The sequence below is a fragment of the Escherichia sp. E10V5 genome (assembly GCF_004212315.1).
GTDB lineage: Bacteria > Pseudomonadota > Gammaproteobacteria > Enterobacterales > Enterobacteriaceae > Escherichia.
In genome coordinates this window covers 126,224-140,668 of the sequence record NZ_RHJM01000023.1, presented here as the reverse complement: position 1 = coordinate 140,668, position 14,445 = coordinate 126,224, and the positions used below count along the sequence as shown (strand labels likewise).

Sequence of the window (14,445 nt, the reverse complement as noted above, 5' to 3'; positions counted from 1 at the left end):
GTGAATGTCATTGCCATTCACCACGCACTGGTCAAATCAGGCATCACACCACAGGAAGTGGATGTGGTTGTCACCCTGCCACTGAGCGAATATTTCGACACAAACGCACAGCCGGACATGGCCAACATCAACCGCAAAAAAGCGAACGTCATGCGCCCGGTGGAGTGCCAGAACGGTGAGGCATTCACTATCCGTAACGTGCGGGTTATGCCTGAATCCATTCCGGCTGGCTTTAAGGCACTGGCTGACATGAGTCCGTTTGAATCCCTGCTGATTGTGGATTTGGGCGGAACCACGCTGGATGTGGCAAAGGTTCAGGGGCAACTGGCAGGCATCAGCCAGGTGTTTTGCGATCCACACGTAGGCGTTTCCCTGATGGCTGATGCCGTGCTGTCGGTGATGGCCACTAACGGTATGCGTACCAGTCACCACATCGCCAATACCATTATTGAGCACCGTCACGATGAAGCCTGGCTACGCCAGCACATTCACAATGACGCGCATTACAACAGCCTGATGGCGGTTATTCGTGAAAAGGAGGAGACACTGAAACAACGCGTGATCCGCGCACTCGCGGGCTTTTCGGGTTACGGGCGGGTGCTGGTTGTCGGTGGAGGAGCGGAGATTGTGGCACCCGCAGTCCGTGAAGTCTATGGAGTCAATGCGAATTTCATCACAGACGGGGTGCCACAGTTTGCTCTGGTTAACGGTCTGTACGCTATGGATAAGGAGTAACCCTCCATGGCGACATTAACCAGAAGAATAAGTTTCTATCTGAAGCCAGCCGCCGTCAAGAACGAAGGCGAAGCATGCGCCTGGCTGGACAGCCTTACACCAGAAGCCCGCAAAAGCGGCCAGCGCGTGGCTTTTCTGGCCGGGCTGGCACTTCTGAAGATGAATCCGGCAGAGGCTTACCGACTGGCTGCATGGGCTGATGATGAAGCGTTATCAGTGACACAAACCAGGACAGAATCCCCCGCGTCACAGCCAGTATCAACCGCACAGATAACCAGTCAGATAGCAGGGAATATCCGGGCATTATTTCCTGAATGACGAATTTGACGGCTTTTAATTTTATCGGGGTGCACTGTCGCCCCGCACGAGGAAAACACGATGAAAAAATACGAATACATGCTAATGAAAGAAGCACTGCGGGCTGGTCTGGCTCCCTGTCCTGTATCCGTAGAAGCTGTTGTTGGGAACACGATTTTCCGAACGCTGCGAAATCGCGTATCCGTGAAGATGATTCACCAACCACCCAAATCTACCAGCATGATCTATCTGCCGCTGCCCGAGGCTATCAAACTTATGCGTTCGCTGAAATTTGCGATTTGGATGCAGACACAACTCAACAAAGCGGTGCAAAACACCTTCGTTAAGAAACTGATGCCGGAGCTTGCTGCCAGACGTGCAAAATGTACCAGACCCGCACTTCAATTTGATCTGTCATTGATTCAACAAGCTACGGAGGCAGAACTGTACCGCCTGTCACCTCTCCGCGATGCTCACACGGAAGCCTCAGAAATGTTCCGGCTCATGTTTCAATTTAATTTTGCCGTTCGACGCACACGCGTTCAGGTCAATCGCATGATGCAGGCGCAGGAAGAGCTGGCGCAACACAAAGGAGACAACCAGTGAGCAAGATTGACTATCAGGCACTACAAATGGCAGCAGAACGGGCAATTCCGGCAATGGAACGCCTGTTAATATTGCCAGTTGATGATGATTTGTTAAGCGAACAGGAACTTAAAGATTGCGGTGTGGATATTGACGCGATCAACACCTTCAGACTTCTGGCTGGACCGGAAGACATGCTGGCACTGCTGGATGAACTGGAAACAGCAAAAAAGCGCATCGCTGAACTGGAAAAAATCGCAACTGACCATGCACTTAAATTCCAGAAAGCACAGGACGCATTAAAGTATGCCGCTTTGCTGCATAGCCGAACGGCGCAACAAACCAATAATTTTGCAGTATTGCTTTCGGACATAAGCGAATATTTCATTAATAACGTATTTCAGCCCTTGCGATACGAGCGGGATGTTGAAAGAGCCATCATAAAGGCTGGCGGAAAAGCATTGTGGCAGGAGAAGCACGAGGAAAGAACGCATCAGCTAAGTGATGTAAATAGTGGATGGTTATGCCCACTGACAGAAGGTAAAAAGAACACCTAATTTCCTCTCAAACCAGGGCGATAATCGCGCATCGCCCTGCTGCACAATAGTGCACAAATTTGCACAATTTTTTTGAACGACTTTTTGCCCTTCCGGCCCGCGTGGCAGCTGGATCCGTCAAGGATCCGTGCGTGCACAAAAAAACGCGTTTTTTCTGCGCGCAGGTGACGGGGGAACAGCCCGCGTTTCAGGGGGTAAATAGCATTCCCTGAACGATGTCGCAGCGACACAACAGAATGGCCATATTTCTCACGCTGAGCGTGAAAAATACGTGAGGGATTCTGATTTGATGGGGTGAAAGGTAAGGCCGTCAAAATCGCACTGAGGCAGCGAGAATATGTCGTCAGAGTTGCGGGGTTGCGTAAGCACCCGCCCGGCGATGATGGCTACAAGGTTGGAGATGTTGTGAAATTATCTGAAGGAATAACCAGCTTGCAGGAGAACCCGGGCAAAGTCAGAATAGCGGCAGGCATCAACTCAAAAGAGGATAATGTCATGAGCCACTTTAATGATTTATGCCAGATCAATCGTGAAGCTGAAGAAAAACGCGCTGAGGCAGCTCAAATTTTGCGGGATGAAGCAGCAAGGCTGATTGATTTCTATGAAGAATGGCTGGGGCTTCCATCCATGTACTGGAAAGACGATGATGGCGACCTGCACCGCTACGTGGAGACAGGCTTGCCATGTAAGACAGCGGCGGATTTTAGGCCTCTTTCAGTCCACAATATCGCATCTGCACCAGACAATATTTTCCGCATGGCCGTGCGAACCTGGGTTAAGTCATCTGACAGCAGCTACCCGGTAAGCGTGGTTATTGCACTTGAATTATATTCAGTAGATGCGGAACGGGTGTCTCTGAGAGTCCGGGTGGAAGACGATATTTCTGTTCGCGTATTTATCAATAAACCCAGCGAAGAAGCCTGGGGCGATGTTGTTATGCACATGAAAAAGCACATCGCTAATCACCTGAAAAAGCGAGCGCCATCAGCACTTCGTTAAGCAGAGCTGAAGAGTCGGGGCATAAATTTTTTATGCCCCGGCGAAGCAGCAGACAAGCGAAGCGCGTCAGGATGTGGGCTGGGTGTCCAGCAGTGCGTAAGGATTAAAGCGGATCACCTCTTCGCCAAGCCAGTCATTGATGTGCTTCATGGCCTCCATGACAGGCATCAGCTCGTTAATTGCGTAAACCCGCGCGGCCTTCTCCACATCACCAAACGCACTTTTTTCACCCGGCATCGCCCCCATCAATTGCGGCGGAACGCGGTGCGCAGCCAGCACATCATCACGGGATGCCGCCTTAACATTCATGAACTCATCCTTTGCGGTGATCTGCTGGAACGGCAAAATTTGCACCCCCTCTTTGCCCCCGTTGGGCGCATGAATGAGCACGTTTTTAAACGCACCACCACCACGTGCACCCTGTAGCGTTTCTTTCAGGGAGTCCATGCTTTCGCGGTTTACCTGCGCTGCACCGATGTAGATGATGCACCCGGCGTGGGATCCGTTGTCGTAATACAGTTTTCTGAACATGTCCGCCGAATGAGACAGGCTGGCCGAGAGTAATGCGCCGAGATATTCCGGCATGCCGTAGATTTCCTGGTTAATGTCAGGATTCATCAGGTGGCACACTTTGCCAGGGCGAAACTGAAACGCGTCCTTACCATCCTGCACATACCACCATGATTCAAGATCGCTTCCGCGTCGCATGTATTTCGCCAGGGCGTGCCGTAATTTAAGCGGTTCGCCGAGCATATTGCTTCGAAGCTCAAGGAATGCGTTACCGAACACAAACCAGTCCAGCGCCAGCGCCGAGAAATCCTGCCGGGAAAGCAGCGGGTGCGGAATATAGCAACCGAGCAATACATTGCGCTTAAAGTAAAGCGCAGACTGATGCCAGGACGTTTGCCGGGCAGCTCTTGCCAGACCGTACCAGTCCACCGGGGTTTCATACCACCGCCCGTTATCAGCACAGTACATATTATCCAGCAGGTCATGCCCGGTCAGGCGGTAAGGGCCGTCAAATGTGAACGCGCTGAGCGACGATTCTTTCCTGAGCGCATCAGAGAGATCAATGCGTGAACTCATGCGCACTTTTTTATTTTTTCTGCTCATCAGAACTCCATAACCGTGAAACGCTCGTTTTCTCCTTCGCCGCCAATCGGTTCGTTAATGACAGCAAGCATGGTTGCCCACGCAAGGTCGCCGTGGCTGATCCCCCTCGCGCGGTCCGTTTCGTAAGTGATAAAGCCGCCCGGTGTTTTCACCTTACGCACGGCGTTAAAGGCCGCGACCAGCTCGCGTTCGGCACGATCATATTCCCACCGTCCGGCACGCATTATTTGCAGCATTTTCAGTACCAGCGACCGTTTGGATGACAGCGTGAAGGTGTACGGAATAGCAGCAGGGAAAAACCGCTTCACTATCTGATAAACAGCCTCCCCGTTCCCGCCCGTCACATCAATGCCGATGTGTTCCACGTTGTAGCGACACGTGAACTCTTCAATGACTCTGGCCTGTTCTTCAAACTCCAGCCCCTGAACGCGTCGCGTCTCCACCGTTCGAAAACGGCCACCAGGAACAGCCGGAGGAACCACCACGGACACAGCGCCGCTGTCGCCGTTGCCACTGCTGCCGTTTGCGTCATACCCAATCCATACCGGACGATTCCCCATCGGGCGGGGAGCAAAAGGTTTCCAGTCTTTCCAGTCGTCGTATCCGTCAACACCGCAGCCAATCAGGATATTCAGGTTAAATGCCGATTCCCCTTCGCGAACAAACTCACACATATAGAGATTGAGGAACTCGTCTTCGGTGTTTTCATCACGGATTTCGTCAATATCGGTGTGTTTCCAGCCGTGATTAACCACATCTTCCAGCGTGACAATTTGCCGCCACGTCCGGTCAGGGCAGATAAGCCCGTTATGCAGCGTTTTCCAGTCCACAGAAAAACGCTGGCGTTTATGCGAGGCCTTTTTCTCGTTCCAGCGGTCGCCGTTCCAGTAGGCGTATGCCTCGTGCGTTTCGGTGGATGGCGTGGAGAAGTAGGTGCGCCGCAGTCCGCTGAGGGTTGCCATAGCGCCAGCTACCTTGCGCAGTTCAGCAAAGCGACTGACCCAGAAAAATTCATCAAAATAAAAATTGCCCGTATAGGACTGTGCCGACGCAGCAGAAGTGCCGAGAAAATGCAGCTCTGCGCCGTTGGAGAGGATGATTTTATCGCCCCCTTTCAGCTCCACATCAACTTCAGCCGCGGCCTTCTGAATAATGCTTTTAAACTGGAACGCCTGACGACGCGACGCAGACAAAAAAATCTGGTTACGCTGGTAAGGTTGCGCCACATCGTCACGCAGCGCCATCAGCAGAGCTTCCTGTGCAAAATACCAGGTCGCCCCAATCTGTCGGGATTTCAGGATCATCCTGTTACGTATCCCGGCTTCCCTGCAAAGGGTCAGGGAGTCAAACCAGCCCCGCTGATGCCACTCCAGCCTGCTGATGATTTTTTCCCGCAGTGCGGCAATCTGTTCCGGCGTGAAATGATTTTTGAGTTTTTTCGCCCGGCCTTTCTTTCCTGTGGCCGTCGCATCCGGCTGGCCATCATGCAGTTTTTTAAGCTGCCGGGTCAGCAGGTCTATTTCCTTGAAGTCACCACCTGTTTTATTCTGTTTTTCAGTGAGCTGGATGAGGCGCGCATCGATGGACTGCGTGACACGCTGCACGGGTGGCGTTTCATCCCACTGGTCGCGTTTTTTCCACGCATAAATCGTGTTCGGGTTTATTCCCATCAGACGTGATATTTCTGCGGGCGGATAACCCTGCCAGTAAAGTTGTCGCGCACGCTGGCGCACAAAAGCGTCCTGAATCATTGCTCCCCCTGAGTAATTACAGGAAGATTACCCGCGCGCGAAACCGTTCTCCTTAACCCCCTGTTCTGACTGTTTTCTTACAACAAAAGCCCTTTGTATCAGCCTGTTACGCTTTGCCATCATGACTGAAGGACCAGTCAGAGGGGCAAAAACTATGGCTAATGAAAAATCAACAACCCGCAAAAAGTTTCGCGTGGCTGTCTCCGGTGTAACGGCAGACGGGCGCGAAATCAACGGCGACATGCTGAAAGCTGCCGCCACCAGTTATAACCCGTCCGTTTATGGTGCACGTGTGAATATTGAGCACATCCTGTCACCACTCCCCGGTAGCGAGTTTTCCGCTATGGGCGATGTTGTGGGGTTGAGCACCGAAGACATAACCGATGGCCCGCTGGCAGGTCGCACGGCACTGTATGCCGAAATTGAGCCGACCGCTCGCATGATGTCCCTGCTTAACGATGGTAAAAAAATTTACTCCAGTATTGAGCTGGAACCACAGTCAACCATCACGGGAGGCCCTTACCTGCGCGGGCTGGCAATGACCGACACCCCCGCCAGCCTGGGCACGGAACGTCTGGCCTTTGCGGCACAACAACGTATGCAACTGATGACATTCAACTGTCAGCAGGGAGACGTGGCGATGTTTACCGCCGCTATGGAGTCAGAACTTATCGAACTCACCGAACAACGTCAGGAGGAAGGCACCCAGTGGTTTAACCGCGTTATGGGGATTATTGGCCGTGGCCGCAAAGCGGATGACGCCAGTTTCTCCCGTATTCAGGAAGCGGTGGAAGGTGTCGCAACGTCACAGGCCGACATTATCGACCGTTTTAATGTGCTGGAAACCCGCCATCAGCAGGACAGCCAGAAAATCACTTTACTGACCACAGAGCTGGCAGAACTGAAGGAAAAACTGCGCACGCAGGACGGCGATCCGCAGAACCGGTTCACCGCAACAGGCGCAGCCTCCGACCAGCTGGCTGACTTCTGATAAGACAAAGGAGCAAATTTTTTATGAATCTGGTGATGTCAGATATTACCCGCAACAAGCTGGGTTGCTATATGGCGCAGCAGGCGTCGCTTAACAATATCCCGGTTTCCGCACTGGTATCGCGATTTACCGTGGAACCCTCGGTACAGCAGCGTTTTGAAAACGCCTCAAAGGAAAGCACCGAATTTACAAAAAGAATTAACGTGATCGGCGTGACCGACCAGAAGGGCGAAAAAATCCTCCTGGATACCACAGGACCGATTGCGCGCACGAATACCAGTTATGACGGAACAAAACGCCGTAACCCGAATAACGTGGTTGATCTGAAAAACCGCAAATACCAGTGCGAACAGGTGAACTACGACACGTTTATTTCGTATCCGCAGCTTGATGCCTGGTCGGCACACAGCGATTTTCAGTCCCGCATCAGCGCACAGATTGCCCGACAGGTGGCGCTTGACCGCATCATGATCGGTTTCAACGGCACGTCTCACGCGGATGAGTCCAACTTCAGCACCAACAAGTTGCTTCAGGACGTTAACGTGGGGTGGCTGGAGCACATCAGAACCGACGCCAGCGAACGCGTTATGAATGACGTGACGCTGACCTCCCGTAACATGGACAACACCGTGGCGCACGCGGGTAAGTATGCGAACGCTGATGCACTGGTACAGGACGCGCGCTCATCCCTGCTGGATGAATGGCACAAGGAAGCTGACGACCTCGTGGTGATTATGGGGCGCAACCTGTTTAACTCGCTGCGTCTGCCCGTGCTGAACAGCATCAGCGGCCAGAATCCCAATGCGGAATTACTCGCCGGGCAGCTCATTCTGTCATCGCGCACCATTGGCGGGCTGGGCGTGTTCCTTGCGCCGTTCTTCCCGGATTCAACGATGCTGATCACCTCGTTCAACAACCTGTCGATTTACTGGCAGAAAGGTTCAATGCGTCGTCTGATGAAAGACGAACCGGAATACAACCGCATCGCCACCTACCAGTCCATCAATGACGCTTATGTCGTTGAAGACTATGGCAAGTGCGCGATGGTCACTGGCCTGAAGTTCGCCGACAGATAATCAACTCACGGCGGGCATCATGCCCGCCTGTAACGGAGAGAAAAAATGATTACTCCTGCACAGCAACACTGGCAGAACGTGATGGCACAGCGCGCGGGCCGGGCGAATGAAGGCGTGGACCACGCTGCGCGTACCGCGCATGAAGAGGTGCTGTATCGTCTGCGTCTGGCACAGGCCCGGCTTAAGGGCGTACAGGCCAGAAGCGCGAAAGCCGCCATCAAAAAAGAGTTGTTGCCGGATTTTTCCGGCTGGATTGAGGGAACGCTGGAGGCTGACGGCGGGCAGCAGGATGAAGTGATTGCCACGCTGATGGTGTGGGCGATTGACTGCGGCGATCTTCCGCTGGCGCTGCGTATTGGTGCGTATGTGGTCCGTCACAACCTCATCATGCCGGATAACTTTGGCCGTACTGCTGCCACGGTTCTGACCGAAGAAATCTGCAATCCGGTACTGACGCAGGCCGGGACGGATGCCGACGCGGATTTGTCCGCCTTTATCGAACCACTGGACACCCTCCGGGAGATTGTCACCGACCAGGACATGCCGGACGAAGTGCGCGCCAAATTATGCAAGGCGTGCGCCTTTGCCCGTCGTGGTCTGACCGATGCAGACAACATGGCCTTATCACTGAAGCTGCTGCGCGAAGCGATGCACCTGAACCCGAACGCAGGTGTGAAACGCGAGATTGCAACCCTTTCCCGCGCCCTGAAAAAAGCCGATTCCGCAGCCGCACCAGTTGCCAGCGCACAGCAGGCGCAGGACAAAAGCAGCAAAAGTAAAAAGACAACGCGGAAGCCTGCAACACGAAAAACCACCGCGACGCAGAAGGCGAAGCGCGGTTAACGACTGACCCCGTCAGCGGGCGGCGTGCGCGGTGTTCCGGTTTGACTCCGTGGCCGTTTACACCACGCACCCACCGCCCGATTTTTTCAGGAGTGAACCCCATGAGTATGGTTGCCAGAACCGAAACCCGCCCCGCAGAGGATGACATCACTGATACCGATGATGGCGATACCCGTATTTCTGCGGGGGCATTCTGGCCGGATATTGTGCTGCGTGAGCTGCGTCTGGCGGTACGACTGCCGGGCCGCGTGACCACCTCCCGCCTGCTGCATACCGCCACCGGGGCGGTGGCCCACGTTACCCGTGAGCTGGAAGCGTGGCAGCAGGAACAGCAGGCAGCCGGACATGAAACACTGGCCGATGTCCCGGCGCCATTAATTAACGGAGAAAGCGTCAATCTCTGGCACTGGCGCAATGCGGTTTATACCGCCACCCGTGCCCTGATTCTGGAGCGTTACCGCGATGCGGACACAACGGATAAGGGCGAGCGCCGGGCAGATGCACTGGACGCACAGGCTGCGGACCTGTGGCGCGATGTGAGCTGGGCCATCTCTGACATTCTGGGAAGGCCACGAATGTTTGCGGAGCTGTGCTGATGAAAGTGAAAGCACTGGCAGGCGACACCGTGGATTCGCTCTGTTTCCGGTACTACGGCACGACGCAGGGCGTCACCGAAAAGGTGCTGGATGCCAACCCAGGACTCTGTCAGCAGGTATTTCTGAACGCCGGGCAGGAAGTGGAGATGCCGGAGCCGGAGAAGAAGAAACGAGAAATGATTCAGTTGTGGGGGGAGTAGCGGTGAGCACCATTCAAACAGGGATCACAGAGCAGGTTATTGCGTGGCTCTTTGACCACCTGCCAACGGTGTATGCAGTAGGCGCGGCGGTCAGCATTTCCGCGCTGATGAGTCTTTATGACGGACGAACACTGGTTCAGACCGTAACGGGATCGCTGGCGTGCGGCGTTCTTGCCATGGCCGTGGCCGGGTCGTTGCGCTTCTTCGGGTTTCCTGAAGATGCCGTGACGTTTATCGGCGCATCAATCGGTTTTATGGGTGCAGAGAAAGCACGCGACAAGGTTATTGCGGCCTTTAATCGCAGGGTGAAGGAGAAGGACGAATGAGCAACACATTTAAATTCAGCAGCCGGAGCGAAAAGAATTTGCAGGGTGTAAATCCTGATCTGGTGAAAGTGACCCGACGGGCACTGGAAATCTCGGAAGTGGATTTTGGTATCACCGAAGGATTGCGCAGCCGTTACCGCCAGAAGCAACTTGTGGCCACGGGTAAGAGCCAGACCATGAACAGCCGCCACCTTACGGGGCATGCCGTGGATGTTGTAGCTTATATCGGCAGCCAGGTGTCATGGGAATGGCCGCTGTACGAAAAAATCGCAGCAGCATTCAGACAGGCCAGCCGGGAACTGAATATTCCGGTGGAATGGGGCGGCGACTGGAAGACCCTGAAAGACGGACCGCATTTTCAGTTACCACACGGAGCCTATCCGGCATGAAGCTCTGGCCCACGCTGGGTGTCGCTTTCCTTCTGATTGCCGCATGGGGAACATCCATGCGTCTGTCGTGGTCGCTGGGCCGGGAGAACGCCAGAAACGAAGCGCAGGCCAGCACCCTGAAAAGTACCGTCGACACCCTGAATATCATCAGCGCCGGGGTACAGGATCTGCAGCAGGTGCTGGCACAACTCCGCGCGGAAAATCAGCAACGCAATCAGGATGGAGAGGCCAGACGTGAACAACTACGCAACGATATTGCAAAAGACGCATGCGCCCACGCTTTGCCTGACGCTCGTTTTACTGACAGGTTGCGCAGGCACGCAGAACACGCCACTGCCAGCGCAGTCGGCCCGGCTTATACCGCAGACGCTGACCATACCGGTAACGCCTCCCCCCTTCCCTGATACTCCCACCTGGGGAAACCTCGGTATATGGGGAGACCGCCTTCTGGATGCACTGGAAACCTGTAACGCGGATAAACGGGCCATTGAATTACTGGAGCAGCGCAGACTGCAACGACTGAACAACGAGGACAACAGCCATGCTGAAAACTGATTCCCTGCGTGAAGCCATGACCCGTTCATGTCGATGGTGTCACGCCAACCCGGAGAAATTCACCATTTTCGTGGAGAGCGGCAACATTGAAACGACCGGAGAAACTCCCTCGTTTGCTTACCGCTATCAGATGGTGATGTTTGTCATGGATTACGCCGGGGAGCTTGACGACCTGACGCTGCCGCTGCTGGCGTGGTTGTCGGAGAATCAGCCACAGTTGTTGCTCAACCCTGAGCGTAATCAGGACATCAAATTTTCTGCCGTTATTAATGACGATGACAGCGCCGACATCCTGTTTACACTGCCCCTGCGGGAGCGCGTTCGCGTCACGCGCAGCAGTCAGGGCACACCGCGGGCAGAACACCTGCCGGAGCCAAAACCCCGCCTGCCATCTTCCGAAGGCGACTGGTCACATGTATTCCAGGATGTGACGTGGGGCGAAAGCGATGGATAAGGCATTCACCCGCGCGGATGAAACCTTCGGGGCTATCCGCGACAGCCTGAATCAGCAGGCCATCAATAACATCGCCAGAAGGCTGGCACAAGATTTACGCCGCGCCCAGCAGGCGCGCATCCGGTCACAGAAAGCACCGGACGGGACCGCATGGACACCACGCAGACGCCGCGTAACCCGGATACAGGAGCGCATTCGCTTTATCTGGAATAACGAAACACGCACGCTGAAAAACTGGCATCACGACACAGGGAAATACGGGCGAACCATTACCGGGTGGGATGAGGATAAAAACAATATCCGCACGTTTTACCGGGATGACATCGACCGTTTTCTGGAAATACGCACCCGGCGTATCAACCAGGACAGCACAAAGCACGTCCCCATGTTCATAAAGCTGCGCACCGCCCGTTACCTGAAAGCCCGCGCGGATGCCTCCGGTGTGACAGTGGGTTACAGCGGCGTGGCCGCACGTATTGCACGCGTTCATCAGTTCGGTGAACGCGATCAGGTTGCGCCGGGTACTTTCACCGATTACCCGGTACGTGAGCTGCTGGGTATCAGTCAGGCGGATGAGCGCCTGATTTATAACACGGTGCTGGGCCGGATTGCGGAGGCAGTACAGTGAACGCAGAACTTATGAGACTGCTGAGCAATATCATCCGCACCGGGATCATCTCTGAAGTTGATGAGAAATCCTGGTGCGTGCGGGTCCTCAGCGGCGGACTGGAAACAGGCTGGTTGCGCTGGAACACCACGCGCGCGGGAGCCTTCAATGTGTGGCTGCCGCCATCAGTGGGCGAACAGGTGGCAATTGCCTGCATCGGCGGCAACCCGGAAACAGCCATGATAATTGGCAGCCTGTGGAGCGATGACATTCCGGCCCCCGGAAAAAGCCTGAAAGAAATCGTGGTCAGCGCGCCGGATGGCGCGTTGTTCCGCTACGACGCGGACGCAGGCGCACTGGGCGCCAGCGGCATGAAAACGGCCACCCTGCAGGCATCCGTCAGCGTGAAACTGGACACGCCCGTCGTGGAGTGCACAAACCTTCTGAAAACAGCCGAGATTGACGTCACAAAAGGGGGAAAGATGAGCGGCAATATCACGCACAGCGGCGGCAATTTCACCTCAAACGGCATCACTGTGCATACGCATAAACACGGTGGCGTTAAAGGTGGCAGCGATTCGACAGGAGGCCCGCAGTGACAACCCGCTACACAGGAATGAACCCGGACGGGACGGGAAACCTGAACGATATGGAGCACCTGAAACAGTCAGTCAGGGACATCCTGACCACTCCGCTGGCAAGCCGGGTTATGCGACGGGAATATGGCAGTCTTGTCCCTGATTTGATTGACGAACCCATGAATAACACCACGCGTCTGCAATGCATGAGCGCTGCTGTGATTGCACTGACACGATGGGAGCCACGCATTGCCCTGAATGCCATTGATGTTGTCTGGAAGGCGGGGGGGCGCGCCGGGGTGACACTATCGGGTACTGTCATTCAGACCATGCAGAATGTTGAATTAACCATCACGCTGAGGGAGTAAATCATGCCCGCCGTTGACCTTTCACAGTTACCGGAACCCGCCATCATCGCGGAGCCTGACTTTGAGGCAATTCTGGCTGACACAAAGGCCATGATGATTGCGGCTTATCCGGCCGAACAGCGCGCCGCCGTCTCCGCAGCGCTGGAGCTGGAATCGGAACCCCTGAACGTTATCGCCCAGACAACAGCATTTCGTGAAATGCTGTTACGCCAGCGGGTCAACGAGGGCGCACGCGCCTGCATGTTAAGCCACAGCGCCGGGACAGACCTGGACAACCTCGCGGGTAATATGAACACAAAGCGCCTGGTTATCACTCCGGCAACGGATACCACCGACGCAGTGATGGAAAGCGACACCTCGCTGAGACTGCGGGCGCAGCGGGCGTATGACGGGCTGAGCGTTGCTGGCCCGTCAGGTGCATACGAGTATTTTGCCCGCAGTGCCAGCGGTCTGGTGCGTGATGCGCGGGCTATCAGCCCGTCTCCGGCCAACGTGACGGTCTCCATCCTGTCCACTGAAGGCGACGGCACAGCAACGGAGGCATTGCTCAATACCGTTCGCACTGCTCTGAACGCGGAGGACACCCGCCCGGTGGCCGACCGCCTGACCGTACAGAGCGCCAGAATCGTGACATGGCGGCTGAATGCAAAACTGTACTTTTACCCCGGCCCGGAATCCGAACCTATTCTGGCCGCGGCGGAATCGTCATTCAGGAAGTGGCTGGCTGAACAGGGGCTTATCGGTCAGGACGTGGCGTTGTCCGCCATTGCTGCCGCACTTCATGTGCACGGCGTGCAACGCGTGGAGATAATCGAACCCACCCAGAATCTGGCCATCAGCGACATACAGGCGGCGCGCTGTGAGTCATTCACCATCAGCGAAGGTGGGCGCAATGAGTAATTCACTGTTACCGCCATCAGCCAGCAGTTTCATGCGTTGTGCCGAAGCCGTCGGAACGCGCATTACAGACATTCCGGTAGACCTCAACACGCTGTGGTCACCGGACACCTGCCCGGTGCATCTGCTGCCTTATCTCGCCTGGGCATTTTCCGTTGACCGCTGGGATCGCAACTGGCCGGAAGGGACAAAGCGACAGGTTATTCGTGATGCATGGCTGATACACCGACACAAAGGGACCATCAGCGCACTGCGCCGGGCCATTGAGCCGCTGGGATACCTCATTCGCGTGTCTGAGTGGTGGGAGTTCGGCGGAGAGCCGGGAACATTTACCGTTGAAGTCGGCACGCTGGACAGCGGTGTGACGGAGGAAATGTATCTGGAAATGGAGCGGTTGATTGCTGATGCCCGCCCGGTCAGCCGCCACATGACAGGGCTGAATATCATTCAGGAAATCCCGGGGGATATTTTCGCAGCGGCGGCAACTTATGACGGTGAAGTTATTACCATTTATCCAGGCGATTAAGC

The 14,445-nt window shown here is 55.0% G+C and carries 21 protein-coding genes; 19 read left to right on the top strand and 2 right to left on the bottom strand.

Annotated elements, in window-relative coordinates; genetic code table 11:
* The 5 genes from parM to D9738_RS17150 form a co-directional block, all read left to right on the top strand.
* Window positions 1-735, top strand: a 735-nt coding sequence (gene parM, locus D9738_RS17175; protein ID WP_130260716.1) for a plasmid segregation protein ParM domain-containing protein, incomplete at its 5' end; no start/stop codon positions are given.
* Window positions 736-741: 6 nt separating this feature from the next.
* The gene (locus tag D9738_RS17170; RefSeq protein WP_130260715.1) at window positions 742-1,053 is read left to right on the top strand and encodes a plasmid partitioning/stability family protein; all 312 of its coding nucleotides are present in this window, start codon (window positions 742-744) and stop codon (window positions 1,051-1,053) included.
* 60 nt (window positions 1,054-1,113) lie between these two features.
* Window positions 1,114-1,638, top strand: a complete 525-nt coding sequence (locus tag D9738_RS17165; protein ID WP_059270188.1) for a hypothetical protein — start codon at window positions 1,114-1,116, stop codon at window positions 1,636-1,638.
* Complete coding sequence (locus D9738_RS17160) at window positions 1,635-2,174, top strand: ead/Ea22-like family protein (RefSeq protein ID WP_059270189.1); 540 nt, start codon at window positions 1,635-1,637, stop codon at window positions 2,172-2,174. The genes D9738_RS17165 and D9738_RS17160 overlap by 4 nt, the downstream gene beginning before the upstream one ends.
* A 405-nt stretch (window positions 2,175-2,579) precedes the next feature.
* The gene (locus D9738_RS17150) at window positions 2,580-3,173 is read left to right on the top strand and encodes a hypothetical protein (RefSeq protein WP_130260719.1); all 594 of its coding nucleotides are present in this window, start codon (window positions 2,580-2,582) and stop codon (window positions 3,171-3,173) included.
* Between the two features lie 66 nt (window positions 3,174-3,239).
* On the opposite strand, the gene D9738_RS17145 is transcribed toward D9738_RS17150, so the two are convergent.
* Window positions 3,240-4,286: a phage portal protein gene (locus D9738_RS17145; protein WP_130260714.1), complete on the bottom strand. Its 1,047-nt coding sequence runs from the start codon at window positions 4,284-4,286 to the stop codon at window positions 3,240-3,242.
* A complete protein-coding gene (locus tag D9738_RS17140) occupies window positions 4,286-6,037 on the bottom strand; it encodes a terminase family protein (RefSeq protein ID WP_000613755.1) in 1,752 nt (583 codons plus the stop codon). The genes D9738_RS17145 and D9738_RS17140 overlap by 1 nt, the downstream gene beginning before the upstream one ends.
* A 154-nt stretch (window positions 6,038-6,191) precedes the next feature.
* Between D9738_RS17140 and D9738_RS17135 the strand changes: the two genes are divergently transcribed.
* From D9738_RS17135 to D9738_RS17065, 14 genes are all read left to right on the top strand, one after another.
* The gene (locus tag D9738_RS17135; protein WP_130260713.1) at window positions 6,192-7,028 is read left to right on the top strand and encodes a GPO family capsid scaffolding protein; all 837 of its coding nucleotides are present in this window, start codon (window positions 6,192-6,194) and stop codon (window positions 7,026-7,028) included.
* A gap of 23 nt (window positions 7,029-7,051) precedes the next feature.
* Entirely contained in the window at window positions 7,052-8,104 is a 1,053-nt protein-coding gene (locus D9738_RS17130; RefSeq protein WP_130260712.1) for a phage major capsid protein, P2 family, read from the top strand.
* 45 nt (window positions 8,105-8,149) lie between these two features.
* A complete protein-coding gene (gene gpM / locus D9738_RS17125; RefSeq protein ID WP_130260711.1) occupies window positions 8,150-8,947 on the top strand; it encodes a phage terminase small subunit in 798 nt (265 codons plus the stop codon).
* 101 nt (window positions 8,948-9,048) lie between these two features.
* Window positions 9,049-9,543: a head completion/stabilization protein gene (locus D9738_RS17120; RefSeq protein ID WP_032165835.1), complete on the top strand. Its 495-nt coding sequence runs from the start codon at window positions 9,049-9,051 to the stop codon at window positions 9,541-9,543.
* Window positions 9,543-9,743, top strand: coding sequence for a tail protein X (locus D9738_RS17115; RefSeq protein ID WP_086259087.1), 201 nt, complete (start codon window positions 9,543-9,545; stop codon window positions 9,741-9,743). Before D9738_RS17120 ends, D9738_RS17115 begins: the two co-directional genes overlap by 1 nt.
* A 2-nt stretch (window positions 9,744-9,745) precedes the next feature.
* On the top strand, window positions 9,746-10,069 hold the full coding sequence (locus tag D9738_RS17110) for a phage holin family protein (protein WP_000104350.1): 324 nt from the start codon (window positions 9,746-9,748) through the stop codon (window positions 10,067-10,069).
* The gene (locus D9738_RS17105) at window positions 10,066-10,458 is read left to right on the top strand and encodes a M15 family metallopeptidase (protein WP_000072327.1); all 393 of its coding nucleotides are present in this window, start codon (window positions 10,066-10,068) and stop codon (window positions 10,456-10,458) included. Before D9738_RS17110 ends, D9738_RS17105 begins: the two co-directional genes overlap by 4 nt.
* Entirely contained in the window at window positions 10,455-10,862 is a 408-nt protein-coding gene (locus tag D9738_RS17100; protein WP_130260710.1) for a DUF2570 domain-containing protein, read from the top strand. The genes D9738_RS17105 and D9738_RS17100 overlap by 4 nt, the downstream gene beginning before the upstream one ends.
* Window positions 10,863-10,999: 137 nt before the next feature.
* Entirely contained in the window at window positions 11,000-11,467 is a 468-nt protein-coding gene (locus tag D9738_RS17090) for a phage tail protein (protein WP_130260709.1), read from the top strand.
* On the top strand, window positions 11,460-12,095 hold the full coding sequence (locus D9738_RS17085; protein WP_130260708.1) for a phage virion morphogenesis protein: 636 nt from the start codon (window positions 11,460-11,462) through the stop codon (window positions 12,093-12,095). Before D9738_RS17090 ends, D9738_RS17085 begins: the two co-directional genes overlap by 8 nt.
* 11 nt (window positions 12,096-12,106) lie before the next feature.
* The gene (locus D9738_RS17080) at window positions 12,107-12,673 is read left to right on the top strand and encodes a phage baseplate assembly protein V (RefSeq protein WP_171021413.1); all 567 of its coding nucleotides are present in this window, start codon (window positions 12,107-12,109) and stop codon (window positions 12,671-12,673) included.
* Entirely contained in the window at window positions 12,670-13,020 is a 351-nt protein-coding gene (locus D9738_RS17075) for a GPW/gp25 family protein (RefSeq protein WP_000213448.1), read from the top strand. The genes D9738_RS17080 and D9738_RS17075 overlap by 4 nt, the downstream gene beginning before the upstream one ends.
* A 3-nt stretch (window positions 13,021-13,023) precedes the next feature.
* On the top strand, window positions 13,024-13,920 hold the full coding sequence (locus tag D9738_RS17070) for a baseplate J/gp47 family protein (protein ID WP_130260706.1): 897 nt from the start codon (window positions 13,024-13,026) through the stop codon (window positions 13,918-13,920).
* Complete coding sequence (locus D9738_RS17065) at window positions 13,913-14,443, top strand: phage tail protein I (protein ID WP_130260705.1); 531 nt, start codon at window positions 13,913-13,915, stop codon at window positions 14,441-14,443. Before D9738_RS17070 ends, D9738_RS17065 begins: the two co-directional genes overlap by 8 nt.
* The last annotated feature ends 2 nt before the right edge of the window (window positions 14,444-14,445 follow it).